Source organism: Herbidospora galbida (assembly GCF_005233835.1).
In the GTDB taxonomy this organism is placed as follows: domain Bacteria; phylum Actinomycetota; class Actinomycetes; order Streptosporangiales; family Streptosporangiaceae; genus Herbidospora; species Herbidospora galbida.
The window spans coordinates 1-25,759 of the sequence record NZ_SZQA01000020.1 but is presented as its reverse complement, the minus strand read 5'-3'; the positions used below and the strand labels follow the sequence as shown (position 1 = coordinate 25,759).

Below are 25,759 nucleotides of genomic sequence, written 5' to 3'. Positions count from 1 at the left end.
GAACGTGACGCGACGCAGTCAGCACTGGTTCGGGGCCGAAGGGCGTTCCGGGATGCTCTACCGCTCCTGGATGCGCAACCAGGGGTTCGGGCCCGAGGTGTTCGACGGCCGGCTGGTCATCGGCATCGCCAGCACGTGGTCGGAGCTGGCCCCCTGCAACGCCCACCTCGACCGGGTCGCCGACGCGGTCAAGCGCGGGGTCTGGATGGCGGGCGGGTTCCCGCTGGTGTTCCCGGTGATGGCGACCGGTGAGACGCTGCTGCGGCCGACCGCGATGCTCTACCGCAACATGCTCGCCATGCAGGCCGAGGAGCTGATCCGGGCCAACCCGCTCGACGGCGTCGTGCTGCTGTCGGGGTGTGACAAGACCACGCCGGGGCTGCTCATGGGCGCGGCCAGCGTCGACCTGCCGGCCGTCATGGTGACGGGCGGGCCGATGCTGAACGGCAAGTTCCGGGGGCAGGACGTCGGCTCGGGCACCCACGTGTGGAAGTTCGAGGCCGAGATCAAGGCCGGTCGCATGTCGGTCGAGGACGGCTACGTCGCCGAGGGCTGCATGGCCCGGTCGAACGGTCACTGCATGACGATGGGCACCGCCTCGACGATGGCGTGCCTGGCCGAGGCGCTCGGCATGCAGCTGCCCGGTTCGGCCACCTGGCCGGCCGTCGACTCGCGCCGCTACGAGGTCGCGCAGGAGGCGGGCAAGCGGATCGTGGCCATGGTCGAGGAGGACCTGAAACCGAGCCAGATCATGACCCGCGCGGCGTTCGAGAACGCCATCCGCGCGAACGCGGCGATCGGCGGGTCGACCAACGCGATCGTCCACCTGACCGCGCTGGCGGGCCGGCTCGGCGTCGAGCTGCCCCTCGACGACTTCGACGCGCTGGCGCGTGACGTGCCGACGATCGTCGACCTGATGCCGTCGGGCCGGTTCCTGATGGAGGACTTCTGCTACGCGGGCGGTCTGCCGGTCGTGCTGAACCAGCTCGACGAGGCCGGGCTGGTCAATCCGGACGCGCTCACGGTGACGGGCCGGACGCTGCGGGAGAACGTGCGGACGGCGGTCAACTGGAACACCGAGGTGATCCGGCCGATGGCCGCGCCGCTGCAGCCCGCCGGCACCGGCACCGCGATCCTGCGCGGCAACCTCGCGCCGAACGGCGCGGTCATCAAGCAGTCGGCGGCCTCGCCCGCGCTGATGACCCACGTCGGCCGGGCGCTGGTGTTCGACTCGCCGGAGGCCTACCACGCGGTCTGCGACGACGACGATCTCGACGTGACCGCCGACGACGTCCTGATCATCCGGGGCGCCGGGCCGAAGGGCTACCCGGGCATGCCCGAGGTGGCCAACGTGCCGCTGCCCGCCAAGCTGCTGCGCGCCGGGGTGACCGACATGGTGCGGATCAGCGACGGCCGGATGAGCGGCACCGGTTTCGGGACCGTCGTCCTGCACGTCTCGCCCGAGGCGGCCGTCGGCGGCCCGCTGGCCCTCGTCCAGACCGGTGACCTGGTCGAACTCGACGTGCCGAAGCGGAGCCTGACGCTGCTCGTACCGGACGACGAACTCGCCCGGAGAAGGGCCGAGTGGGTGCCGGCGACCCATGAGGACGTCGGCGGTTACCGGTGGCTCTACCGGGAGCACGTGCTCGGGGCCGACGGGGGCGCCGACTTCGGGTTCCTGCGCGGAGGGCGTGGCAGCGAGGTGCCGCGCGATTCGCACTGACCTCGGTACGATCGGTTGATGTCCGACTCGTTAGATTCGCGCGTCACCGTCGCCGACATCGCCGCTGAGGCGGGCGTGTCCCGCGCGACGGTGTCGAAAGTGCTCAACGGCCGTTCGGACGTGGCGCCCGCCACCCGGTCGCAGATCGAGGCCCTTCTCGCGACGCGCGGATACGTCCCCACCAAGCGCACGAAACGGCCGCTGCACCTGCCCCTGCCCCGGGCCGCCACCCGGCGGCGGGGCGGGCTGCTGGAGCTGGTGGTCAACGACGCGGGGTCGCCGTGGTCGGCCGAGGTGATCCGCGGGGCCGAGCAGGAGGCGCGCTCGGCCCGCGTCGGCGTGGTGGTGTCGGTGTTCGACGGCGCGCCGGGGCACGGGCAGCAGTGGCTGGAGGACATCGCCGACCGGGCGCCGGGCGGCGTCATCCTGGCCCTGTCGGAGCTGACCCCGGCCGACCTGGCCCGCATCGCGAAACTGGGGCTGCCCGCGGTGCTGGTCGATCCGGTCGGCGACGCCGACGGCACGATCCCGTCGATCGGCGCGGGCAACTGGGGCGGCGGCATGGCCGCCGCGAAGCACCTGATCGAGCTCGGCCACCGCCGCATCGGCGTGATCACCGGGCCGATGCGCATGCTGTGCAGTCAGGCGCGGCTGGCCGGGTGCCGCGCGGCGGTCGAGCGGGCCGGGATCGCCCTCGACGACGATCTCGTCATGCACGGCGACTTCCACTATCACAGCGGGTCGACGCTGACCGGGGCCCTGCTCGACCGGCCCGAGCCGCCGACGGCGATCTTCGCGGGCAACGACGAGCAGGCCCTCGGCGTCTACGCCGCGATCCAGGAGCGGGGCCTGCGGGTGCCCGCCGACGTGAGCGTCGTCGGGTTCGACGACGTGCCGATGGCGCAGTGGATGGCCCCGCCGCTGACGACGGTCCGGCAGCCGATCGCGAAGATGGCCGCGCTGGCGGTCCGGTCGCTGCTCGGCCACCAGGACGGCGCCGAGATGACCGAGGGCCGGGTCGAACTGTCGACCAAGCTGGTGGTCCGGGCCAGCACCGCCCCCTATTCGCCGGGGTAGCGCAGCCCGGCCTGGGCGCGGACCTCGTCCATGGTGCCCATGATCTGGCACGACTCCTCAAGGGTGAGGATCGGGCTCTCCAGCAGGCCGGCGCGCACGCAGCGGGCGACCTCCTCGGTCTGGAAGCGCAGCCCGTTGCCGGGCACGTCGAAGGTGTACCGCTCGGCCGCGCCGCCGCGCGTGGTCAGCGTGAACGACGTCGGGCGGTACCACCAGGGGTCGATGTCGATGCGCGCCTCGGTCCCGGCGATGGAGGCCCGGTTGGGCAGGAACGCCTCCATGCTGCTGGTCGCGACGCCCTGCCGGCCGTCCTCGTACTTGGCGATCACGGCCGTCTGGCCGTCGACGCCGGTGTCGCCGAACTGGGTCGACGCGGTGACCGAGAGCGGCCGGCCGAAGACCATCGACAGGAACGAGACCGGGTAGACGCCCAGGTCGAGCAGCGCGCCGCCGCCGAGGGCGGGGTCGAACATGCGGTGGACGGGGTCATGGCGGAACCAGACGCCGTGCTCGGCCACCGCGAGGCGCACGTCGCCGAGCCGCCCTTCGGCGAGCAGTTCGCGGATGCGGACCATGTGGGGCAGGAACCGGCTCCACATGGCCTCCATCAGGAACACGCCGCGGGCGCGGGCCGCCGCGACGAGCTTCTCGGCCTCCCGCCGGTTGATGGTGAACGGCTTCTCGACCAGGACGGCCTTGCCGGCCTCGATCGCGGCCAGGGCGCCGGCGTGGTGGGCGGGGTGGGGGGTGGCGACGTACACGGCGTCGACGTCGTCGGCCGCCAGCATCGCGGCCTGGTCGCCGTAGGCGCGGGGGGCGCCCACTTCGGCGGCGAAGGCCTCGGCGCGGGCCGCGGTCCGGGAGCCGACCGCCACCAGTTCACCGGCCTCCGACAGGCGCAGGTCGTCGGCGAACTGCTTGGCGATGCCTCCGGTGCCGATGACGGCCCAGCGCAGCGGTGCAGAAGATGTCATGACAATTCCTCTAATCGAAGGAGGCGGCCGCGTCGCCGAGCGACGGGCCGCCCCCGATGTCCGTCAGACGACGGATGCTTCCATGACTCGGTCAAAACCGACAAAACGTCGCGAGCCGGTCATTGTGACGGCGAGGACGCCGCGGATGTCGGCGCTGGACGCGCCCACCCGCAGCTCGACATCGCCGGGGTCGACCTGCCGCCGCCACGACGACCCCGTGTAGGAGGTCTGGTCGGCGTGCAGGGTGAGGATGAGCTCACGGCTCTCGCCGGGGGCCAGGTCGACGCGCCGCGCCGCGATGAGCGCCTGCACCGGCCGGGCCACCTCGGCGACCGGGTCGTGCAGGTAGACCTGGACGACCTCGGAGGACTCCCGCTCGGACTCGTTGCGCAGCGTCACCGTCACGTCGAACGTGCCGTCGGTGGTCCACGCGCCGGAGCCGGTGACCTCCCCCCAGGTGACCGGGGCGTAGGACAGGCCGTGGCCGAAGGCGAACAGCGCGGTCGGGTCGACGTTGCTGACCTCGCTCTTCTGGGCCAGGGGAGCGCCGAGGTAGGTGGCCGGCTGGTTGCCGCCGTCGCGCGGGAAGCTCACCGGCAGGCGCCCGGCCGGGTTGGCCCGGCCCGACAGCACGTCGGCCAGCGCCGCCGCGCCCTCCTCGCCGGGGAAGAACCCGCACACCACGGCGGCCAGCCGGTCGATCTGCCGGCCCAGCTCGTAGGGGCGGCCGACCAGCAGCACCAGCACGACCGGCTTGCCGGTGGCCAGCAGCGCCTCCAGCAGCTCCTCCTGACGGCCGGGCAGCGCCAGGCCGGGGGCGTCGCAGCCCTCGCCGGAGGTGCCGCGCCCGAACAACCCGGCCTGGTCGCCCAGCACGGCCACGATCACGTCGGAGCCGGCGGTGGCCGCGACCGCCGCCGCGATGCCCTCGTCGTCGCCGCCGGTCACCGGCACGCCCTGCGCGTAGGTCACGTCGTACTCGCTCTTGAGCGCGTCGAGCAGCGTGGGGATCTCGACGCCCATGCCCGTCTCCGGGTGGTGGACGCCGACGTGCATCGGGAAGGAGTAGCAGCCCATCATGGCCTGCGCGGTGTCGGCGCGCGGCCCGACCACGGCCAGCTTCACGCCGGGGGAGAGCGGCAGCGTCGCCTCCCGGTTGTGCAGCAGGACGATGGAGCGGCGGGCCAGCCGGCCGGCCAGCGCCCGGACCTCGGGGCCGTCGAGCACGGGGTCGGTCTCGTCGAGGATGGGCGGTTCGGGGTTCCAGTCCTCGTCGAGCAGGCCGAGCTCGACCTTCTGGACCAGCACCCGGCGCAGCGCGCGGTCGATCAGCGCGAGGTCGACCTCGCCCCGCTCCACCGCCTCGACCAGCGCGGGCCCGAAGGTGTTCACGGTGGGCAGCTCGACGTCGATCCCGGCGGTCAGCGCCAGCCGGGCCGCGTCGGTGGGCGACTCGGCCACGTGGTGCAGGGTCTGCAGGAACGCCACCGAGAAGTAGTCGGCCACGACCGTGCCGGTGAAGCCGTAGGCGTCGCGCAGCAGGTCGGTCAGCAGGGCCACGTCGGCCGCGACGGGGGTGCCGTCGATGTCGGAGTACGAGTTCATCACCGACCCCGCGCCCGCGCGCAGGGCCATCTCGAACGGCGGCAGCAGCACGTCGGCGACCTCACGGCGGCCCGCCGAGACGGGGGCGAGGTTGCGGCCGCCCTTGGACGCCGAGTAGCCCACGAAGTGCTTCAGCGTGGCGACGACGCCCTGCGACTGCACGCCCCTGACGTAGGCGCTCCCGATCAGGCCCACGAGGTGCGGGTCCTCCCCGATGGTCTCCTCGACCCGGCCCCAGCGCAGGTCGCGGGCGACGTCCAGGACCGGGGCCAGCCCCTGCTGGACGCCGAGGCGGCGCATGGTCGCGCCGATCTGGGCGCCCATCTGCTCGACGAGATCGGGGTCGAACGTGGCTCCCCAGCACAGCGGGTTCGGATAGACGCCCGCCTGCCAGGCGGCCACGCCGGTCAGGATCTCCTCGTGCACGAGGGCGGGGATGCCCCACCGCCCGGCCGTCATGAGGGAGCGCTGCGCGGCCGCGAGGGTCGCCGCGCCTTTGACCGGGTCGACCGGCGTGGTGCCGAACGGCCGGGTGAGCTGGCCGATGCCGTCCTTCACCAGGTCGTCCCAGGGGACCGGCAGCGCGGTGAACTCGTGCTGGTGGGGCGCCATCTCACCGTCGGCGTTGTCGATGCCGACCCACACCCCGTACAGCTGGGCGATCTTCTCCGGCAGGCTCATCCGCGCCATCAGCGCCTCGGCCCGCTCCTCGGGAGACCGTCCCGCGTCTTTCCAGGGGGCGGGGGTGGTCACGATGGTCATGTGTCTCTCCGGTTGATACGGCGGTTCATGCCGGCCATCCGCCTGACGGGGGCGCCAGCCGGTCGAGTTCGTCCCACAGCTCGGCGGGGATCGGGATGGTCGCGAGGTCCAGCGTCGCGGCGACGCGTCCGGGTGCGGAGACGCCGACGATGGTGGAGGTCACGCGGGGGTCGCGCAGCGAGAACTGGAGCGCCGCCGCCGGCAGGGGCACGCCGTGGGCGGCGCACGCCTTCGCCATGGCCCTGACCGCCTCGCGGATCGACTCGGGGGTCTCCCGGTAGGCGTAGCGGGGCTGGGCGTCGGGGCCCTTGACGAGCATGCCGCCGCCGTAGGGGGCGCCGTTCACGAAGGCGATCCCCTTCGAGGAGGCGTCGTCCATCAGCGGCTCCGCCGAGCGGTCGACCAGGGTCCAGCGGTTGTGGTTGATCACGGCGTCGAACACGTCGGTGCCGACGAACCGCCGCATCAGGTCCACGGGGCCGCCCGCGACGCCGATGTGACCGACCACGCCCTCCTCGCGGAGCGCGACCAGCGCCTCGACGGCCCCGCCGGGGGCCATCGCCTCCTCGAAGGTGATGTGGTACTCGGGGTCGTGCAGGTACATGACCGGCACGTGGTCGACGCCGAGGCGCTCCAGGCTCTCCTCGGCCGAGCGGCGCACCCGCTCGCCGGAGAAGTCGCCGGTGTCGGGGTCGGCGTCGGCCTTGGTGGCCAGCACGAACCCCTCCGGCAGGCCCCGGCGGCGGATCACCGCGCCGATGCGGCGTTCGGCGCTGCCGGCGCCGTAGTTGTTGGAGGTGTCGAGGAAGTTGACCGGGCCGTCGAACACGTCCTCCACCGTCGCCTCGGCGCGGGCGTCGTCGACGGCGTAGCCGTAGAGGGCGGGCATGCTCGCCAGCGGGCTGGTGCCGACGCAGATCGGCGTCACGCGGAGGCCCGTCCGGCCGAAAGGTCGTCTGTCCATCTCAGATCACGAACCTGTTCGCGGGTCGGCCGCGGTGGCCGGGCTGGGCCCGGAAGATCGCACCGGCGGCGGGCTGGTCACGGAGCTGGGCGGGGGAGAGCTCCTCGGTGGAGGTGGAGATGTAGAGCTGGTCGAGGCCCGGCCCGCCGAAGGCGCACGAGGTGACCTGGGTGACGGGCAGCTCGATGACCACGTCGGGTGCGCCCTCCCAGTAGCGGACCACCCGGCCGCCGCCCCAGAAGGCGACCCACACCCCGCCCTCGGCGTCGACGGTCAGGCCGTCGGGCATGCCGGGCTGGTCGGAGGTGTCGGCGAAGGTCCGGCGGCCGGTCATGTCGGCGTCGAAGACGTCGATCCGCCTGGTCGGGGTGTCGACGTAGTAGCAGCGGGCGCCGTCGGGCGACCAGTCGATCCCGTTGCTGCACGTCACGTCGGTGAGCACGGTGTGCAGGGTCCGGTCGGTGTCGAGCCGGTAGAGGGCGGCCGCGCCGGTGGTGAAGGCGTAGGCCATGCTCCCGGCCAGGTAGCGCCCGGCCGGGTCGACGTTGCCGTCGTTCATCCTGATCTCCGGACGATCCGCCAGCGGCGCGGCGAGCCGTTCGGTGACGACGCCGCCCGAGGTCAGGGCCATGCCGTCGCCGTCGGCGATCAGCAGGGTGCCGGGGTCGGTGGTCATGTGCACGGCCGTGACCGGCGCGGGCAGGTCGACCCAGTGGACGTCTCCCTCGGGGCCGGCGTCGAAGACCCGGCCCCTCGGGATGTCCACGAACCGCAGGCGGCCCGCGACGTCGTCCCAGGTCACGCCCTCCAGGTGGACGCCGTCGACGTCCAGCCAGACGTCGGTCATCAGGGGGCCAGCGGCGTGATCGCGGCGACGGCGGCGTGGTGCGCCGCCACCAGCCGGCCCAGCACCGCGTCGGTGGCCGCGTCGGGACGGGTCTGCTCCGGGTGCGCCGCCCGCCAGTCGTGCAGGCGGCGGGCGCCCTCCGACCACGTCGTGGTCGGGTTGAACGCCGGGACGAACCGCTTGATCTTGCTGTTGTCGAAGACGGCGGTGTGCGCGAGGTCGCCGAGGATCAGGTCGGACCAGAACCAGTCGGGGGCCACCTTCGGCAGGAACTCCGAGGGCAGGTGCACCAGCCGCGGTTCCACGTTCTCGGTCCGGGCGATGATGCCGTAGATCTGGTCCCAGGTCAGCGACTCGTCGGAGGTGATGTGGAAGTCCTCGCCGATCGCCTGCCAGTTGCCGATCAGGCCCGCCAGGCCGACGGCCAGGTCGCGGGCGTGGGTGAGCGTCCACAGGCTGGTGCCGTCGCCGGGCACGAGCAGTTCGTCGCCGCGCGCGATGCGGTCCCAGGCCGTCCAGTCGCCGGGGAGCGGCGGGTTGGCGTCGTCGTAGGTGTGCGACGGGCGCACGATCGTGACCGGGAACGCGCGCTCCTCGTAGGCGCGGTGCAGCACGTCCTCGGCGGCGATCTTGTCGCGGGCGTAGGCCAGGTAGGGGTTGCGCCGGTTGGTCGACTCGGTGACCGGCCACTGCCGCACCGGCTTGTGGTAGATCGAGGCGGAGCTGATGTGGACGTACTGGCCGACGCGGCCCTCCAGCAGGCCCACCATGGCGGCGGCGTCGTCGGCACCGAAGCTGAGGAAGTTGACCACGCTGTCGAACGCCGTGCCCTCGAACACCTCGGAGAGGGACTCCGGGTCCTGCACGTCGCCCGTGATGGGCGTGACGCCCTCGGGCAGGGGGCGCTTGCTGGTCTTGCCCCGGTTGAGGACGTACACGTCCTGACCCTGGCGGACCGACTCGGCCACGCACGACGAACTGATCGTGCCGGTGCCGCCGATGTAGAGAACCTTCATTGTGAACTCCTAGTTGCGGGACTTGCCGGCGTACCAGTCCTCGAAGCCGTTCTCCACGACGCTGATCAACAGGTCGTCGTTGCGGATGCCGAGGTCGGCCAGGTTCTTCGCGATCAGGTCGAAGGTCGCCCACTTGGTCGTCACGTCGTACATGTGGACCATCTGGATCTGGATGCTGATCAGGTCGCGGCGGTCGACGCCGTTGTATCCGGGGTCCGCGACCAGCTCGCCGGGGGCGTGCGTGCGGAAGATCTGGAACTTGTCGGTCGGGTCCATCCCGAGCCCGTCCACCAGAGCCTGGTGGACGCCTTCGCTGATCTGCGGGCCGAGCCGTTCGGCGAGGGAACGGTCGAGGTCGATCTGCACGAGAGGCACCGGGGACTCCTTTGAAAGAAAGTTTCGGGAATTATCCGAAACTCCGAGCATTCGGAGACACCGTAGGGCCGACTTTTCCGGACGTCAAGACTGTTTCGAGGAAGTTTCGGACGGCGCGGCGGTGCTGTCCCTGATCACAAGGCTGGTCGAGAGCTCCAGCCGCAGCGGCTCCTCGGCCGGGTGCTCGGCCTCCAGGACGTTGCGGACGGCCAGCATCGCCATCTGCGCCAGGGGCTGCCGGATGGTGGTCAGTTTCGGGGTCGTCCACTCGCAGACCTCGGTGTCGTCGAAGCCGACCACGCTGAGGTCGTCGGGCACGCGCAGGCCCCGGGCGTGCACCTCCTCGTACACCCCGGCGGCCTGCTGGTCGGAGGCGGCGAACACGGCGGTCGGAGGTTCTCGCAGGTCAAGCAGGTCGGCGGCGCCGCGACGGCCGCTCTCGGGGTAGAAGTCGCCCGGCCGGATCAGGGCCTCGTCGACCGGCAGCCCGGCCCGGCGCAGCGCGGCGCGGTAGCCGTCGAGGCGTTCCATGCTGCACGGCACGCCGTCGGGCCCGGTGATCATGCCTATGCGCCGGTGGCCCAGGTCGATGAGGTGCTCGGTGGCCGCGAAACCGCCGGCCCAGTTGGTGGCCCCGATGGTCGGGATGTCCTTGTCGAAGCCGCCGACCTGGTCGACGACCACGAAGGGGGCGTCGATGGTGCGCAGCCGGGCCGCCCCCAGGTGCTGGGTGCCCGATCCCACCAGAACCACTCCGTCGGTCGGCCGGGAGGCGATCGACGTCAGCCATTCGCGGGGATTGGCCTGCCGGTCGTGGGTGACGGTGAGCACCAGCCGGGCCCCCAGCCGGTAGGCCTCCTGCTCGGCGCCGCGCAGCAGTTCACTCGCCCACGCGGTGTCGAGTTCGGTGATCACGAAGTCGACCAGACCCACTTTACGTGGCTCTGACCTGGCCCTTCGCTGGTAGCCTGTGGCCTCCAACGCATCCTGCACGCGTCGCCGGGTCTCCGGGCCCACGGCGTCACGGCCGTTGAGCACCTTGCTCACGGTCGGCACGGATACCCCCGCCGCCGTGGCGACCATCGCGATGGTCACCCGGTCGGCCCGCCTGGCTGTGACCCGCTTCGGCACGACACCTCATCATGCGTAGATTCGATCTGTCGAAACTTTCCATCACCGTAGCACCGGCAGGCCCGGTGCCGTCCAGAGCGCTTTTGAACTGGGAAAACTTGAATCATTTCGCTGGACGGCAGTCCGGGGCGGCGCTGGGGACGGGGTTGACAAGATCCGGAGTTTCGAAACTCGACGGAAACAATTTAGCCCAAATTCTTGACACTGCCGAGAGCTCGGTGTTTCTCTCTTTCGAGACCGCTTTCGAAACTTTCGGAGTTTTCGGAAGCCTTGCCTGATCCGGCTCTCGACACTTCTCGCTGGGCGCGGACCGGCGTCAGTACCACGGTGCGTGCCTATCACGCGCAAGGAGAGATCACATGCTGGGATCTTCGCGGATCTGGAAGCGTCGTCCCCTCGGCTTCGCCGCGGCGCTCATGAGCGGCGCGCTGGTGCTCGCCGGATGCGCCGGCGGCGGCTCACCCGCACAGAACGGCGCCCAGGGCGCCGACCAGGGGTCCGCCGACTCGGGCGAGATCACCTGGTGGGGGTGGACGCCCGACGCGGCGCCCGCCAACGCCTATATCAAGGCCTTCAACAAGGTCTACCCGAACATCAAGGTCACTTTTAAGAAGCTCACCATCGACGGGTACGACGCGGCCATCCGGCCCGCGCTCGCCTCGTCGGTCGGCCCGGACGTCTTCGACGTCGCCCCGGGCGCGGCCAACGGGTCGGTCGACATCTATGGCGTCAACGCGATCGACCTGAAGCCCGCCGTGGAGAAGACCCTGGGCGCCGACTGGGAGTCGAAACTGGCCCCGATCGGGGTGTCCAGCCTGAAGAACGGCGACAAGCTCGCGGCCCTGTCGGTCGGCTCGGTGTTCTCCGGCACGGTCTGGATCAACAAGGACCTGTTCGACAAGTACAACCTGCAGCCCCCGACCACCTACGACGAGTGGAAGAAGGTCTGCGCGACCTTCAAGGCCAACAACGTCGGTTGCTTCGTGCAGGGCGCCGCCCAGACCGCCTTCAACGAGGACACCCTCCAGGCGATCTCCAACAACGTCCAGCCGGGCGTGTGGGAGAAGGCCCTCAAGAAGGAGGTGCCCTGGACCGACCCGACGATCGTCAAGGCGCTGACCCTGTGGAAGGGCCTGTTCGACGACGGGATCATGCAGGAGGGCGCGCTCGGCACCCAGCAGTACCCCGACGCCAACAACGGCTTCATGTCCGGCAAGTACGCCATGGTCATGATGGGCAGCTGGTACATGCAGTACTCCACCGTCGAGGGCATGACGGCCGCCATCTCCGGCGCCGGCGTCGCCGACCCCAAGCCGTTCACCCAGATCCCGATCGCCTTCCCCGACATCGCCGGCACCGGCAACGTGGGCTCCCTCTACGGTGACGCCGACTTCGGCCTGGCGGTGAACCAGAAGTCGAAGAACATCGCCGCCGCCACGACCTTCGCGACCTGGCTCGGCACCTCCGCCGAGGGCCAGCAGGCGGTGGCCGACATCCTCAACGACATCCCCGCCCTCGTCAGCGCCCAGCCCAACTGGGACACGGTGAAGCTGGTCAACCCCGAGGTGCAGAAGCCCGCGCTGGAGAAGCTGATCTCCGACGCCGGCAAGTCGTCGGAGCCGCGTCTCGCCACGGTGGTCGCCGACCTGCAGACCGCCATCGGCGTCGCGTCCACCACGGTGGCGGCCGGTGAGGCCACCCCCGAAGAGGCCGCGGCCACGCTGCAGGACACCGCTTCGAAGATCAAGTAACCCCCGAGGACGGAACCCTTGACCTCCACGACCACATCGAAGACCGGGGCACGCCGTCCTTCCGGGTCCTCCGCTCCGGGACAGCGTTCCCGGAGCGGGGCGATCCGCCCCTCCGGCCTTCCCTGGATCCTGCCCGCGTTCGTCTTCGTGGTCGGCATCCTCTACTACTGCATCGGCGAGACCGGTTACCTGTCGACCCTCGACTGGGACGGCACCAGCCCGACCCCCACGTCGGTCGGCCTGCAGAACTACCAGGACATCCTGGTCGACCCGATCTTCTGGCAGGCCATCTGGCACACCGTCGTCTTCTTCCTGGTGACCTTCACCGCGCAGACCGCGATCGGCTTCGTGTTCGCGGCGCTGCTGCACTCGAAGGTCAAGCTCGCCACCGTCTACAAGGTGATCGTCTTCACGCCGGTGGTCATCGCGCCGGCGACGATGGCGCCGGTGTTCCGGCAGATGTTCGCCGCCGACGGCCAGCTCAACTGGTTCCTCGACCACGTCGGCCTGGGCTTCCTCTCTCAGCCCTGGCTGGCGCAGTCGAGCACGGCGATGCCGGTGATCATGTTCATCACCGTCTGGAACTTCACCGGCCTGACCTTCGTGCTCTACTACGCCGCGATGGGCCAGATCGACCCCGAGGTGCTGGAGGCCGCGCGGACCGACGGGGCCAGCAACCTCCGCACCCTGGTCAGCATCGTCTGGCCCGGCGTGCGCAGCACCACGGTGGCGCTGGCCATGCTCAGCGTGATCGGCGCGCTGAAGACCTTCGACATCCCCTACCTGGTGACGATCGGCGGCCCCAACTACGCCACCGAGTTCCTCGGCACCTACATCTACCGGATCAGCATCCCCAGCGCCCACGTCGGCTACGGGGCCGCGCTGTCGATCATGCTCCTCGTGCTGGCCCTGCTCGGCGCCATCGCCGTCGCCGCGCGCTCCAACCGGAAGGACGGTGAGAGCGGTGTTTGAGGCCCGCCGCCCGTCGGCCAGGCTGCTGCTGCAGATCCTGGTCACCGCGATGGTCATCCCCTACCTGTTCCCCCTGGTCGTGATGGTGCAGGGCTCGCTGGCGGGGGAGGGCTGGGGCAACTACCGCGCCGTCTTCGAGGTCGGCACGATCGGCACCTTCTTCAAGAGCAGCGTCATCATCTCGGTCTCGACGATCATCATCGTGTACGTCCTGACGATGCTCGCCGCCTTCGGCTTCTCCAAGCTGCGCGTGCGCCGCAAGGAGGTCTACTTCTGGATGATCCTGGCGGCGCTGACGCTGCCCGAGGTCGTCCTGCTCACCCCGCTGTTCGCCACCACGCTGGCCCTCGGCGTGTACGACACGTACTGGGCGGTCGTGCTCCCGCTGGCCGCCCTGCAGATCCCCTTCACCGTCCTGATCGCCCGCCGGTTCGTCGACGGGGTGCCGGACGCGCTGTTCGACGCCGCCCGCATCGACGGCGCGAGCACGTTCACCTCGTTCCGCTACATCATCATCCCGATGACGCGGCCGATCGGCGCCGCGATCGTGGTGCTGACGCTGATCGGCTCGTGGAACGCCTACCTGCTGCCGCTGGTCCTCATCCAGGATCCCGCCCAGCAGACCGTCACGCTGCTGCCGCAGTTCTTCGTCAGCCAGTTCAGCAACGACCAGACCAAGGTGCTGGCCAGCGCGGTCATCACCGCGATCCCCGAGATCGTCGCCTACCTCTGCCTGCAGGGCCTCTTCGAGCGGGGCCTGGCGGCAGGTGCCGTCAAGTAAAGGATCCCTTCCCCCATGACCTTCCTCCGGGTCGACGGACGTCAGTTCGTCGACGAGTCGGGCACGTCCATCCGCCTGCGCGGCGTCGCGGTCGGCGGCTGGCTGAACATGGAGAACTTCATCACCGGCTACTCGGCCAACGAGGCGCTGATGCGCAGCACGGTGCGTGAGGTCCTCGGCGACGAACGCTACGAGCTGTTCTTCGACCGCCTGCTGACCGCGTTCTTCAACGAGGACGACGCCAAGCTGCTGGCCGAGATGGGCATGAACTGCGTCCGCCTCCCGGTCAACTACCGCCACTTCGAGGACGACGAGCGGCCGTTCGAGTTCAAGACCGAAGGGTTCAAGCACCTCGACCGGGCGGTGGAGGCCTGCGCCAAGCACGGCATCTACACCGTGATCGACCTGCACGCCCTGCCCGGCTCGCAGAACCACCACTGGCACTCCGACAACATCACCCACCGCCCCCTGTTCTGGGACCACCCCCACTTCCAGGACCGCGTGGTCAAGATCTGGGAGCACATCGCCGAGCACTACAAGGGCAACCCCTGGGTGGCCGGCTACAACCCGATCAACGAGCCCGCCGACGAGTCGCGCAAGGTGGTCGGCCCGTTCTACACCCGCCTGGTCAACGCGATCCGGGCGATCGACGACCGGCACATCCTGTTCCTCGACGGCAACACCTACTCCACCGAGTTCGACGTCTTCGACGAGCCGTGGGAGAACACGGTGTACGCCGCCCACGACTACGCCGCCCCGGGCCTCGGCGGCGGCGGCCCCTACCCGGGCGAGACCGCCGGGAAGCACTGGGACAAGGCCGCCCTGGAGGAGAAGTACGCCGAGCGCACCGAATACTCCCGCCGCACCGGCACCCCCGTGTGGGTCGGCGAGTTCGGCCCCATCTACACCGGCTCCGAGCCCCGCGACGCCGAGCTCCGCCAGCTGCTGGCCGACCAGCTCGACATCTTCAAGCGCGACGACGCCGGCTGGTCGATCTGGATGTACAAGGACCTGGGCCGCCAGGGCCTGGTCATGGTGCGCCCCGACTCGCCGTACCTGAAGCGGTTCGGCGACTTCGTCGCCAAGAAGGTGCGCCTGGGCGCCGACCAGTGGGGGAGCGACGGCAAGGGCGTCGCCGAGGTGACCGGCCCGTTCTACCAGATGATCGCCGACGAGTTCCCGGACTTCGACCCCTACCCGTGGGGCCAGTACGACTGGGTCCGCACCCTGCTGCTCAACCTGACGGTGGCCCAGCCGCTCGCCTACGAGTACGCCGAACTCTTCCGCGGCCTCACCGACGACGAGCTGATCGCCCTGGCCGACTCGTTCGCGCTGGCCAACTGCGACGTCCGCACCACCCTGCGCGACCAGATGATCGAGGGCTAGCGACCTCCACGCCGGCCGGGGCCAACCCTCGGCCGGCGTGGTCCACCACGTCGTCAGAGGTGCGTGAGCGTCCACTCCTCGAAGGTGGTCAGCGGAATGCCGAAGGCGCGCGCGTACTCGGGGCGGGCGGGCTGCCCCACGACGCCGCTGCGTTCGTGCGCGACGGCCGCCCACGCGGGCATGCCCTTGGCGACCGCCTCCTCCTCGGTCAGGTCGGGCGCGGCCACCTCGGTCTTGAGCGCGGCGGAGAGGGCCTCGGCGATCTCCGTCATGGAGCGGTAGTCGCTCGCGAGCTCGAGCTCGATCCCGTGGAACCGCCGGGGGTCGGCGATGGCCGCGGCGGCGGCCCGACCGACGTCGTCGACCGCGACCAGGGACATCATGGTCTGCGGCTTGAGCACCGTGGCCAGCCCGCCCTCGACCCCTCGGGGGAACAGGTAGGCCTGGTCGGGCAGGAAGTTCTCCATGAAGAAGCCCGGCTTGATCAGCGTCCAGTAGGTGAACCCGGCCTCACGGACACGATCCTGGATGGCGCCCTTGGCGGCGTAGTAGGGATCGAGCCCGGCCCACCGCTCGGTGGTCACCCGCTGCCCCGCGCCGGAGACGGACGTGTGCACGAACTGCGGCACCCCGGCGGCCAGCGCGGCCTCGATCAGGTTCTCCGCCTGGGCGCGTTCGCCGTCGAAGTCGATGGTGTCGTCCTTCATCGGCGGCATCTGCACCGAGAACACGGCCCGCACCCCCTGCGCCGCCGCGACCAGTGAGTCGCGGTCGTGGAGGTCGCCGGTCACCAGCTCGGCCCCGAGGGCCGCCACCGCCTTGGCCTTCGCGGTGCCGGGGTCGCGGACCAGCGCCCGGACGGGCACCCCCGCCGCGATCAGGGCGCGGGCGGTCGCGCCCCCCTGCTGTCCGGTGGCACCGGTGACGAGAACGCTGGACATGGCAAACTCCTCTCGAAAAACGGCGGACCCCGCCGTTTCTGTTCCGGTACGATACGGAGACCCCCGCCGTTTAGCAATCCCCGAGGTGAGGCCCGATGCGCGCCGACGCCCAGCGCAACTACGCGCGCCTGCTCGCCGTCGCCGAAGAGGAGATCGCCCTCAACGGCGCCGACGCGTCACTGGAACAGATCGCCCGGATCGCCGGCGTCGGCTCGGGCACGGTCCGCCGTCACTTCCCCACCCGGCACGCCCTGCTCGCCGCCGTCTTCCGCGACCGGGTCGAAAGCCTGTGCGCGCAGGCCCGCGACCGCGTCGGCCGAACCGACGCCAGGGCGGCCCTCCTGGAGTGGCTGAGCGCCGTGACCACCTCGGCCGCGACCATCCGGGGCCTGGCCATGGCCCTCAACCGCGACCGGGCGGCCGACGCGGAACACGAGCACTGCGCGACGACGCAGCTGACCGAGGCGGGCGAACCGCTGGTCCGTCAGGCGGCGGGCGTCCTGGCTCCCGGCGTCACCATCGCCGACCTGCTCGCGCTGATCACCGGCATCGCCCTGGCCACGGAGGACCACCCCGACCCGGCGGCGGAGGCCAACCGCCTGTTCGCGCTGGCCGTCGCGGGTCTCAGCCCGCAGGGCGAGGTCAGGCGGCCTGCCGCCGCGCGGTGAGGACGCCGAGCGCCGACAGCAGGCGGTCGACGTGTTCCTCGGTGCTGCCGATGCCGATCGAGGCGCGGACCGCGCCGCCGATCTCGTCGCAGCCGCCCTGGCCCACGCCGAGCAGGTGCCGGACGAACGGGTGGGCGCAGAACTTGCCGTCGCGCACGCCGATGCCGTGGTCGGCCGACAGCCGTTCGGCCACCTCGCGGGCGGTGTGGCCGTCGACCACGAACGAGACGATGCCCACCCGGGGGTGGTCGGAGGGCCACAGGGCCAGCTCGTGCACGCCGTCGATGGCGGCGAGCCCGGTCCGCAGCCGGGTGAGCAGGCGCTCCTCCTCTTCGACCAGGCTCGTCCAGCCGGTCGAGGTCAGGTGGTCGCAGGCCGCGGCGAGCGCGATGGCGCCCAGCACGTTGGGGGTGCCGGCCTCGTGCCGGGCCTCCACGTCGGACTGCCATTCGGTCTGCTCGCCGACGGCGACGACCGCGCCGCCGCCCTTGAGGTAGGGCTCCGCCCGCTCCAGCCAGTCGCGCCGGCCGATCAGCACGCCCGCGCCGAAGGGGGCGTACAGCTTGTGGCCGGAGAAGGCGACGTAGTCGAGGTCGAGGGCGGCGACGTTCAGCGGGCGGTGCGGGGCCAGCTGGGCGGCGTCGACCGCGATCCGGGCGCCGTGCCGGTGGGCGATGTGCGCCAGCCCGGCGATCGGCCACAGCTCCCCGGTGACGTTGGAGGCGGCGGTGACCACCAGCAGCGCGGGTCCCTCGATCGCGGCGAGCGCCTCGTCGGCGGCGCGGAGGGCCTCGCCCGGCAGGGCCGGCGGCGTGAGGCGGACGGGCGCGGACCAGGGGAGGAGCGTGGCGTGGTGCTCGGTGTCGAAGACCACTGCCGTGGTGCCCTCGGGCAGGCTGCGGGCCAGCAGGTTCATCGCGTCGGTGGTGTTGCGGGTGAACACGAGCGCGTCGTCGGGCCGGGCGCGGGCGAACGCCTTGATCGTGTGCCTGGCCTGCTCGTAGCGGGCGGTGGTGAGCTGGGAGGCGTAGCCGGCGCCCCGGTGGACGCTGGAGTAGGCGGGCAGCGCTTCGGCGACGGCCTGGCTGACCGCCTGGAGACAGGGGGCGCTGGCGGCGTAGTCGAGATTGGCGTAGGGGACCAGGGCACCGTCGCGGACGGGGACGTCAAGGGACAACACGGGGGACACAACGCCTCCAGGAAAGCCACGCGCTTGCCCGCCGCACCCCGCGACGGACCAGGTCTTCACCCGGGGCACCCCGCCGCGGACGCGAGGGTTGCCGGCCAGCAAGCCGGGGCTGTGCGCTGGCACTCATGACCTTCGCCGGAACTATAACCCGACGGCCCGGCCCGGACGCAAGCCCGGTTGCAGATCTACTTTGTAAAGGCGCCGGACCAGTGCAACGACAGGTCGGCCGCCTTGCGCTCGGCCCGGATCTCCATCCACTCACCGAGGATCGTGGCGTGGTCGACGACGACCGGCGCGCCCCGGTCGTCGTAGGTGACGCGTTCGCTGACGAACACCGGGCTGCCCGCCGGATGCCGCAGGCGGGCCGCCACAGGGGCGGTGAGCAGGGCCGGTCTGATCCGTTCGGTGGCCCGGTGGACGCGCGCCCCGGCCTCGGCGAGGGCGGTGTAGAGCGGGGTCTCGGTGAAATCGGCCCCTCTGATCGCCGAGGCGTGGGGCTCGGCGATCCAGGAGATCTGGTGGACGGCGGGCCGGCCGGACAGGTGGCGCACGCGGGCGAGCCGCAGGGCCCGCAGGCCGGCCGGCGCGTCGCCGAGGAGCCGGGTGAGGGAGCGCGGGGCCGGCCGCAGCGCGGCCGAGAGCACCTCGGTGCGCAGGGGATGACCCTGCCTGCGCAGGTCGTCGCCGAGGCTGCGCAGGGTGTCGAGGGGGTATTCGGCGCTGGGCTGGGTCACGTAGGTGCCGCGGCCGGCCCGCTGGTCGATCAGGCCCTCGCCGCTGAGGACCTGCAGCGCCTGCCGCAGCGTCATCATCGTCACGCCGTAGGAGGCGCTGAGCTCGCGTTGCCCCGGCAGCGCCTCACCCGCGCGGTAGTGGCCCGACTTGATCTTGTGGATCAGGTCGTCGGCGATGGCGCGGTAGCGTGGCGTGCTCATCGGGCTCCCTGTCGACTGCGCCGTCGAGTGCGCGGCGGATGCTCGCCACATACTCTCCCAGCTCGCGGGGCCGGGCGCCGTCGAGCAGCCGGCGCATGAGCGCCGAGGCGACCACGACGCCGTCGGCGTGCCGCGCGAGTTCGGCGGCCTGGGCGGGGCTGGAGACCCCGAAGCCGAACAGGACGGGCAGGTCGGTGAGCTCCTTGAGGTCGCGGCCGAGGCGGGCGGCCTGTTCGGGGACCTCGCCCCGTTCGCCGGTGGTGCCCATGCGGGTCAGCGCGTAGACGAAGCCGCGGCTGCGTCCGGCGATCTGGCGCAGCCGGTCGCGGGAGGTCGACGGCGCGGCGAGCAGCACGAGGTCGAGGTGCTCCTTCGCGGCGGCGTCGGCCAGGTCGCCGGCCTCCTCCAGGGGCACGTCGGGCACGATGAGCCCGCGCAGCCCGCTCGTGGCCAGCGCCGCGCAGAACTCCGCGCCGCTGCGCTGGAAGACCAGGTTGCCGTACGTCATCGCGACGAGCGGCACCCCCACGTCGAGCGCCGTGACCTCGCGGAGGATCTCGGTGACCGTGGTCCCGGCGGCGATGGCCCGATCGGAGGCCTCCTGGATCGTGACCCCGTCCAGCATGGGGTCGGAGAACGGGAAGCCGATCTCGACGGCGTCGGCTCCGGCGTCGGCGTAGGCCCGGACGACGTCGGTCCAGCCGGGCGCGGCCCCGGCGGTGACGTAGGGCACCAGCAGGCGGCGCCCGGCGGCGCGGCGGGCGGTCAGGAACTCCTCCAGCGACGTGGTCACAGCAGCTCCTTGATGGACGCGATGTCCTTGTCGCCCCGGCCCGAGAGGGTCAGCAGCACGGTCGACCCCGGCGCGATCCCGCCGGATTCGGCGGCCCGGATCACCCAGGCCAGGGCGTGGGAGGACTCCAGCGCGGCCACGATCCCCTCGGTGCGGGCCAGGCGGACGAGCGCCCGGACGACCTCGGCGTCGGTGACGGTCTCGTAGCGGGCGCGGCCGCCGTCGCGGAGGTGGGCGTGCTCGGGTCCGATGCCCGGGTAGTCGAGCCCGGCGGCGACCGAGTGGGCCTCCTGGACCTGACCGTGCTCGTCCTGGAGGACGAGCGAGCGGAAGCCGTGCAGCACCCCGGCCCGGCCGAAGGTGGCCGCCGCGCCGCCCTCGGCCTCGACGCCGACGAGCCGGGCGGTGGTGTCGACGAACCCGGCGAAGGTGCCGGCGGCGTTGGATCCGCCGCCGATGCAGGCGACCACGTAGTCGGGCACCGCGGCGGGGAGTTCGGCGGCGCACTGGGCGCGGGCCTCCTCGCCGATGACCCGCTGGAACTCGCGCACCATCCACGGGTAGGGATGCGGGCCCATCACCGAGCCGAGGCAGTAGTAGGAGTCGTCGACGGAGGCCACCCAGTGCCGCATCGCCTCGTTGCAGGCGTCCTTGAGCGTGCGGCTCCCGGTCGTGACGGGCACGACCTCGGCGCCGAGGACGTGCATCCGCAGGACGTTGAGCTCCTGCCGTTCGATGTCGCGCTCGCCCATGAACACGGTGGCCCGCAGCCCGAGGAGCGCCGCGGCGGTGGCGGTGGCGACGCCGTGCTGACCGGCGCCGGTCTCGGCCAGCAGCCGCCGCTTGCCCATCCGCTGGGCGAGCAGCGCCTGGCCGACCACGTTGTTGATCTTGTGGGACCCGGTGTGGGTGAGGTCTTCGCGCTTGAGCAGCAGCGTGATCCCGAGCTCCCGCGAGAGCCGGTGGGCGGGGGTCAGGGGCGTGGGGCGGCCGGCGTAGACGGTGAGCAGGGTGGTCAGCCGGTCGCGGAATCCGGGGTCGGCCCAGGCGTCCCGGAACGCGGCCTCGATCTCGTGGCAGGCGGGGATCAGCGACTCCGGCACGTACCGCCCGCCGTAGTCGCCGAACCTGCCGCTGGTTCCCGGATCGCTCATCAGGGCGTGTTCGGTCATGGACGTCATCCTCCGGACTGTTCTAGAACAGCTGCTGTTCTAGAACAGTACCCCAGAGGTGTCGCCGGGCGTCAACGCCTCAGGTCACGGGCGTGCCGGAGGCCAGGGGATCTCCGCCAGGAGAGGCAGCAGCGCGGCCTCCTCGTAGTCGAGGTGCGCGTTCAGCTCCGTCGACATGCGGTCGAGTTCGGCGCGGAAGCGCCGGGGGTCGGCGCCGCCGATGTCGGCGAGCAGGGCGGCCAGGTCCCCCTGGATGCGCGCGACGGTCCGGTGTTCGGCGGCGAGCCGGTCGAAGGTCTCGGCCAGGTGCGGGTGGTGCGGGGCCATGCCGGGGAACAGGTGGCCGTCCTCGCTGGTGTGGTGGAACTCCAGCGCCTGGCAGAAGGCCAGGCAGCGCTGCCGGATCTGCAGGCCGAGGCTCGGGGGCTCGCCCGGCCGGGCGGCGAAATGGGCGTCGACCTCTGCCCTGACGTGGCGCAGTTGTCCGCGCAGCCAGGTGTGGACCTCCAGGAGCTTGTCGGCGAGGGTGGCGACCTCGCGCGGCTCGCCGGGATCGGCGCGCTCCAGGACGACGACCGGCAGGAGGCGGGTGGTCTGGGCCTGGTAGTCGCCGTAGCCGGGGGAGACCTTCACGACCTGCTCGAACAGCTCGTCGCGCCGGGCTCCTTCGGCGGGGACGGCCAGGGCGTCGAAGACCTCGGCGCCGAGCTCCACCCGTACAGAGGGATGGGCGAGCAGGTTGTGGTACCAGTCGGGGTGGCGTGGGGCGCCCAGGTTGGAGCCGACAACCAGCAGCAGATCGCCGTGCCGGACGTAGCCCAGGGGAGTGGTGGTCGGCTTTCCGGACTTCGCGCCGGTGGTCGTGAGCAGGAGCAGGTCGCCGCCTTCGAAGTCGATGACGGATCGGTTGACTGACGTGGGCATGCGGATGTGGGTCTCCGGAGATCAGAAAAAAAAGGGGGGAAGTCAGAGGCAGGGGGAGTGTGAACTCTTCGCCGACCCCCTCGTGAAGGATGCTCGCCCGATCACCGGCCGGCCCACTGCTCTTTGGCCGGAGTCACGCGACATCGGAGCCCATTAGATCTTCCGGCCGTCGCCTCGTCAACGCGCTTAGAAATCTACTTTGTAAAGGCGTCGGGTTGTGGCGAAGACTCGTATCACAACCCGAAAGTCCGCCACGAGAGCGGAAGGCCGCGCTCTTCGTCGCCTGGGTGGAGTGTGGTTGTTCGGTGGGGGTTCGGTGCAGGCCGTTGTCCGGGGGAGCGTGGCCGGTCGACGATGACTCCATGGTGTGGATGCGACGGCGGTTGAGGGGTGTCCTCGACCGGATCTATGTGCGCAGGCTGGCGGGGCGGCTTCCTCGGGAGTCGATGCCGCGTCATATCGGGATCATGGTCGACGGCAATCGGCGGTGGGCGCGGTCGGCGGGTTTCCGTGATCCGGCCGACGGTCATCGGGCGGGTGGTGCGAAGATCCCGACGTTCCTGCGCTGGTGTGACGCGTACGGGATCGAGCAGGTGACGATCTATCTGTTGTCGGACGACAATCTGGGCCGCGGTGAGGAGGAGGTCGCGGCCCTGCTGGGGATCATCGAGGACGTCGTCGAGGAACTGGCCGCGCCGGGTCGCCGGTGGGAGGTCACCGCGATCGGGAGTCTGGATCTGCTGCCGGACGCCACGGCTCGGGCGATCAAGGATGCGGCGGCGCGGACGGTGGGCCGGCGGGGTGGGGTGAGGGTGAACGTCGCGATCGGTTACGGGGGTCAGCGGGAGATCGCCGACGCGGTCCGGTCGGCGATCGGTGAGCAGCTGGCGTCGGGTGTCCCGTTGGAGGAGATCCTGGCGGGGTTCGACGCGGAGTCGATCTCGCGGCATGTGTACACGGCTGCGCAGGCGCCGCTCGACATGATCGTCAGGACCAGCGGCGAGCAGCGCCTGTCGGGGTTCATGTTGTGGCAGTCGGCGTACGCGGAGATGCATTTCTGCGAGTGCTATTGGCCGGATTTCCGGGAGATCGACTTTCTGCGGGCGCTTCGTTCGTATGCGGGCCGGGGTCGCCGTTTCGGCCGGTGATCGGTCACCCGTGGTCGGTGGTGAGTGTGTCGATAGTGGCGGTGGTCTGGGTGACGCCGTTGAGGACGCAGCCGGCGCCGAGGTCGATGAGGTTGCTGGTGGTGCGGCCGGTGAGATGGGCGGTGCCTCCTTCGACGGTGTAGGAGGTGAGGTCGCCGCGGTGGAGGACCTGGTTGATGGTGGTCTTGGTGCCGTCGTTCCAGGTGATGGCGATGCGGGCGTAGCCGGGGCCGATGGGGCCGGGGCACTGGGTGGTGAGGTTGCCTTCGACGCGGATGGAGCCGCCGGTGATGGCCGGGTGGCGGGCGGAGGAGCAGACGCCGAGGTTGCCGGTTCCGGCCATCCAGGTGGTGGTCTTCCGGTAGGTGAGCCCGGGGTCGTAGGTCAGGTTGAGGCTGCCGCCGTGGCAGGTGATGTCGCCGGTGTCGGCCGCGGCCGGCTGGAGCGGCGCGAGGGTGGGCGCGAGGGTGAGCGCGAGGGCGGCGGCGCACAGGAGCGGACGCATGGGTTTCCCTTCTGTCGAAGGGCTCCATGATGTTCACGGGCGGGTGCCCCCGAGGCGTGCCGACGTGCCAGGGGGCTGCGGGGTTTGCCGGAATTTCACCTGGTCAGCGGGCGAGGAGCGCGCGGATTCGCCGGGTCGTCTCGGCGGGGGCCTCTTCGGCCATGAAGTGGCCGGCGGTGGTGGTGTGGTGGCGCAGGTCGGGGGCCCAGGCCCGCCAGAGGGCGGCGGCGTCGTAGCCGAGGGCGGCGCCCCAGTCCTGCTGGATGACGGTGACGGGCATGGTGAGCCGGGTGCCGTCGGCGCGGTCGGCGGCGTCGTGGTCGAGGTCGACGCCTGCGGAGGCGCGGTAGTCGGCGACGATCGAGGGGATCGCGTGCCGTGCGGCGGTCAGGTAGGTGTCGCGGACGTCGCGGAGGGCTTCGGGGTCGCGGACCCAGGCGTCGAGGAAGTGGCCGAAGAAGGCGTCGGGGTCGGCGGCGATGAGGGTTTCCGGCAGGCCGGGCGGCTGGGCCATGAGGTAGAGGTGCCAGGCGACCGCGGCGGTGGCGCCGTGCAGGACGTTCCACATGTCCAGGGTGGGCAGGACGTCGAGGCAGGCCAGGTGGGTGATCGCGGTGGGGTGGTCGAGGGCGGCGCGGAAGGCGACGAGGGCGCCGCGGTCGTGGCCGGCCAGGGCGAATCTCTCGTGGCCGAGGGCGTGGGCGAGGGCGATGATGTCGGCGGCCATCTCGCGTTTGGAGTATCCGGTGGCGGGTTTGTCGCTGTCGCCGTATCCGCGCAGGTCGGGGCAGATGACGGTGTGGGTGGTGGCGAGGTCGGCGGCGACGTGCCGCCACATGAGGCGGGTCTGCGGGAAGCCGTGCAGGAGGACGATCGCGGGTCCGGCGCCGCCGACGGCGGCGGTGAGGGTGACGCCGTCGGCGACGGGGACGCGGTGGTGGGTGAAGTTCTCGATCACGGGGTCGAGGTTGCCGGGTGCGGATGAGCATCCGATGAGCGTTAGCGTGGCGGTGTGTCCGTTGTGGTGGGGGTCCTCGGGCCGGTGGAGGCGTGGGACGCGGCGGGCGCGGCGATAGCGTTGCGCGGGCCGCGCCATCGTGAGGTGCTGGCGCGGCTGGTCGCGGCGGGGGGCCGGGTGGTGCCGGTCGAGGTGTTGGCGGCCGATCTGTGGGTCGACCCGCCGGAGGGCGCGGTGGGGGCGATCCGGACGTTCGTGGCGGCGTTGCGGCGGGCGTTGGAGCCGGGCCGGCCGCCGCGGACGCCGCCGCGGGTGATCGTGACGGCGGGGCCGGGGTATGCGTTGCGGGCCGAGGCGGACGTGTGGCGGTTCGAGGAGGCGGCCCAGGCGGGCGGCTCGCCTGCGGCGGTGCTGGCGAGGCTCGACAAGGCGCTGGCGTCGTGGCGGGGGCCGGCGTACGCGGGGATGGTGTGGGCCGAGGGGGAGCGGGCGCGGCTGGCGGAGGTGCGGCTGGGGGTGGTGGAGCGCAGGGCGCAGGCGTTGCTGGATCTGGGCCGGGCCGCCGAGGTGGTGCCGGATCTCGACGCGCACGCGCGGGCCCATCCGTGGCGGGAGGAGATGTGGCGGCTGCTGGCGCTGGCGCTGTACCGGTCGGGGCGGCAGGCCGACGCGTTGGCGGTCGTGCGGGGGGCGCGGGCGGAGCTGGCGGGGCGGCTGGGGCTCGATCCGGGGCCGGGGTTGCGGGATCTGGAGGCGGCGATTCTGCGGCACGACGATCGGCTGGCGTTCGGTGACGCGGCGGCGCGGGTGTGGGCGAGCGCGGCGGCGGCGCATGACCGGGTGGCGCCGGGGGCGGGGCCGAGGCTGGAGGCGGCGGTCGGGCTGATGCGGGGGCTGGCGGTGACCGGGGGCGAGGGGCTGGTGGCGGCGCGGGAGCATCGGGCGGCGGCGGTGGAGGCGGCCGAGGAGCTGGGTGACGCCGAGCTGGTGGCGCGGGTGATCGGCGCTTATGACGTGCCGGCGATCTGGACGCGGTCCGACGATCCGGCGCAGGCGGGGCGGGTGGTCGGGGCGGCGGCGCGGACGCTGGAGCGGCTGGGGGCCGGGGCGGAGCCGGCGGCGCGGGCGCGGTTGCTGGCGACGATCGCGGTGGAGTCGCGGG

General features: G+C 71.6%; 24 protein-coding genes and 1 riboswitch. Of the genes, 9 read left to right on the top strand and 15 right to left on the bottom strand.

Going from position 1 to position 25,759, the window contains the following annotated elements; translation table 11 throughout:
• The first annotated feature begins 4 nt into the window (after positions 1 to 4).
• Complete coding sequence (locus FDA94_RS20690) at positions 5 to 1,723, top strand: IlvD/Edd family dehydratase (protein ID WP_246060061.1); 1,719 nt, start codon at positions 5 to 7, stop codon at positions 1,721 to 1,723.
• Between the two features lie 18 nt (positions 1,724 to 1,741).
• Entirely contained in the window at positions 1,742 to 2,800 is a 1,059-nt protein-coding gene (locus FDA94_RS20685; protein ID WP_137248728.1) for a LacI family DNA-binding transcriptional regulator, read from the top strand.
• On the opposite strand, the gene FDA94_RS20680 is transcribed toward FDA94_RS20685, so the two are convergent.
• The 7 genes from FDA94_RS20680 to FDA94_RS20650 form a co-directional block, all read right to left on the bottom strand.
• Positions 2,785 to 3,774, bottom strand: a complete 990-nt coding sequence (locus FDA94_RS20680; RefSeq protein ID WP_137248727.1) for a Gfo/Idh/MocA family protein — start codon at positions 3,772 to 3,774, stop codon at positions 2,785 to 2,787. The genes FDA94_RS20685 and FDA94_RS20680 overlap by 16 nt on opposite strands.
• Before the next feature lie 63 nt (positions 3,775 to 3,837).
• A complete protein-coding gene (locus FDA94_RS20675) occupies positions 3,838 to 6,141 on the bottom strand; it encodes a glycoside hydrolase family 3 N-terminal domain-containing protein (RefSeq protein WP_137248726.1) in 2,304 nt (767 codons plus the stop codon).
• Positions 6,142 to 6,166: 25 nt separating this feature from the next.
• On the bottom strand, positions 6,167 to 7,105 hold the full coding sequence (locus tag FDA94_RS20670; protein WP_137248725.1) for an aldo/keto reductase: 939 nt from the start codon (positions 7,103 to 7,105) through the stop codon (positions 6,167 to 6,169).
• Between the two features lies 1 nt (position 7,106).
• Positions 7,107 to 7,952, bottom strand: a complete 846-nt coding sequence (locus FDA94_RS20665) for an SMP-30/gluconolactonase/LRE family protein (RefSeq protein ID WP_137248724.1) — start codon at positions 7,950 to 7,952, stop codon at positions 7,107 to 7,109.
• Positions 7,952 to 8,968, bottom strand: coding sequence for an NAD-dependent epimerase/dehydratase family protein (locus FDA94_RS20660; RefSeq protein WP_137248723.1), 1,017 nt, complete (start codon positions 8,966 to 8,968; stop codon positions 7,952 to 7,954). The genes FDA94_RS20665 and FDA94_RS20660 overlap by 1 nt, the downstream gene beginning before the upstream one ends.
• 9 nt (positions 8,969 to 8,977) lie before the next feature.
• Positions 8,978 to 9,343, bottom strand: coding sequence for a tautomerase family protein (locus FDA94_RS20655; protein ID WP_062332562.1), 366 nt, complete (start codon positions 9,341 to 9,343; stop codon positions 8,978 to 8,980).
• Positions 9,344 to 9,427: 84 nt separating this feature from the next.
• On the bottom strand, positions 9,428 to 10,474 hold the full coding sequence (locus tag FDA94_RS20650; protein WP_246060060.1) for a LacI family DNA-binding transcriptional regulator: 1,047 nt from the start codon (positions 10,472 to 10,474) through the stop codon (positions 9,428 to 9,430).
• Between the two features lie 359 nt (positions 10,475 to 10,833).
• Between FDA94_RS20650 and FDA94_RS20645 the strand changes: the two genes are divergently transcribed.
• Genes FDA94_RS20645 through FDA94_RS20630 form a run of 4 tightly spaced genes read left to right on the top strand, consistent with a single transcriptional unit; the run spans position 10,834 to position 15,364 of the window.
• Positions 10,834 to 12,225 (top strand): ABC transporter substrate-binding protein, encoded by a 1,392-nt coding sequence (locus FDA94_RS20645; RefSeq protein WP_137248721.1) that lies wholly within the window; start codon positions 10,834 to 10,836, stop codon positions 12,223 to 12,225.
• Between the two features lie 18 nt (positions 12,226 to 12,243).
• Entirely contained in the window at positions 12,244 to 13,197 is a 954-nt protein-coding gene (locus FDA94_RS20640; RefSeq protein WP_212735417.1) for a carbohydrate ABC transporter permease, read from the top strand.
• A complete protein-coding gene (locus FDA94_RS20635; protein WP_212735416.1) occupies positions 13,181 to 13,978 on the top strand; it encodes a carbohydrate ABC transporter permease in 798 nt (265 codons plus the stop codon). Before FDA94_RS20640 ends, FDA94_RS20635 begins: the two co-directional genes overlap by 17 nt.
• Before the next feature lie 15 nt (positions 13,979 to 13,993).
• The gene (locus tag FDA94_RS20630) at positions 13,994 to 15,364 is read left to right on the top strand and encodes a glycoside hydrolase family 5 protein (RefSeq protein WP_137248720.1); all 1,371 of its coding nucleotides are present in this window, start codon (positions 13,994 to 13,996) and stop codon (positions 15,362 to 15,364) included.
• Between the two features lie 53 nt (positions 15,365 to 15,417).
• Here the strand turns inward: FDA94_RS20630 and FDA94_RS20625 are convergent, their stop codons facing one another.
• Positions 15,418 to 16,305: an NmrA family NAD(P)-binding protein gene (locus FDA94_RS20625; protein ID WP_137248719.1), complete on the bottom strand. Its 888-nt coding sequence runs from the start codon at positions 16,303 to 16,305 to the stop codon at positions 15,418 to 15,420.
• A gap of 95 nt (positions 16,306 to 16,400) precedes the next feature.
• Here FDA94_RS20625 and FDA94_RS20620 point away from each other — a divergent pair, with 95 nt between their 5' ends.
• Entirely contained in the window at positions 16,401 to 16,973 is a 573-nt protein-coding gene (locus tag FDA94_RS20620) for a TetR/AcrR family transcriptional regulator (RefSeq protein ID WP_137248718.1), read from the top strand.
• Here the strand turns inward: FDA94_RS20620 and FDA94_RS20615 are convergent.
• The 5 genes from FDA94_RS20615 to FDA94_RS20595 all read right to left on the bottom strand — a co-directional run bounded on the left by FDA94_RS20615 (position 16,948) and on the right by FDA94_RS20595 (position 21,986).
• Complete coding sequence (locus FDA94_RS20615) at positions 16,948 to 18,162, bottom strand: aminotransferase class V-fold PLP-dependent enzyme (RefSeq protein ID WP_137248717.1); 1,215 nt, start codon at positions 18,160 to 18,162, stop codon at positions 16,948 to 16,950. The genes FDA94_RS20620 and FDA94_RS20615 overlap by 26 nt on opposite strands.
• A gap of 15 nt (positions 18,163 to 18,177) precedes the next feature.
• A riboswitch (SAM riboswitch) is annotated at positions 18,178 to 18,293 on the bottom strand.
• Positions 18,294 to 18,347: 54 nt separating this feature from the next.
• The gene (locus FDA94_RS20610) at positions 18,348 to 19,097 is read right to left on the bottom strand and encodes a GntR family transcriptional regulator (RefSeq protein WP_137248716.1); all 750 of its coding nucleotides are present in this window, start codon (positions 19,095 to 19,097) and stop codon (positions 18,348 to 18,350) included.
• Complete coding sequence (gene trpA / locus FDA94_RS20605) at positions 19,021 to 19,890, bottom strand: tryptophan synthase subunit alpha (RefSeq protein ID WP_137248715.1); 870 nt, start codon at positions 19,888 to 19,890, stop codon at positions 19,021 to 19,023. Before trpA ends, FDA94_RS20610 begins: the two co-directional genes overlap by 77 nt.
• On the bottom strand, positions 19,887 to 21,062 hold the full coding sequence (gene trpB / locus FDA94_RS20600; protein ID WP_425460162.1) for a tryptophan synthase subunit beta: 1,176 nt from the start codon (positions 21,060 to 21,062) through the stop codon (positions 19,887 to 19,889). Before trpB ends, trpA begins: the two co-directional genes overlap by 4 nt.
• An 84-nt stretch (positions 21,063 to 21,146) precedes the next feature.
• A complete protein-coding gene (locus FDA94_RS20595; RefSeq protein WP_137248713.1) occupies positions 21,147 to 21,986 on the bottom strand; it encodes a nitroreductase/quinone reductase family protein in 840 nt (279 codons plus the stop codon).
• 371 nt (positions 21,987 to 22,357) lie between these two features.
• On the opposite strand from FDA94_RS20595, the gene FDA94_RS20590 reads away from it, so the two are divergent.
• Positions 22,358 to 23,134 (top strand): isoprenyl transferase, encoded by a 777-nt coding sequence (locus FDA94_RS20590; protein ID WP_137248820.1) that lies wholly within the window; start codon positions 22,358 to 22,360, stop codon positions 23,132 to 23,134.
• A gap of 4 nt (positions 23,135 to 23,138) precedes the next feature.
• On the opposite strand, the gene FDA94_RS20585 is transcribed toward FDA94_RS20590, so the two are convergent.
• Positions 23,139 to 23,639: a hypothetical protein gene (locus tag FDA94_RS20585; protein ID WP_137248712.1), complete on the bottom strand. Its 501-nt coding sequence runs from the start codon at positions 23,637 to 23,639 to the stop codon at positions 23,139 to 23,141.
• Positions 23,640 to 23,742: 103 nt separating this feature from the next.
• Positions 23,743 to 24,597, bottom strand: coding sequence for an alpha/beta fold hydrolase (locus FDA94_RS20580; RefSeq protein ID WP_246060059.1), 855 nt, complete (start codon positions 24,595 to 24,597; stop codon positions 23,743 to 23,745).
• Positions 24,598 to 24,651: 54 nt separating this feature from the next.
• Here FDA94_RS20580 and FDA94_RS20575 point away from each other — a divergent pair.
• On the top strand, positions 24,652 to 25,759 hold a 1,108-nt coding region (locus FDA94_RS20575; protein WP_137248710.1), incomplete at its 3' end, for an AfsR/SARP family transcriptional regulator.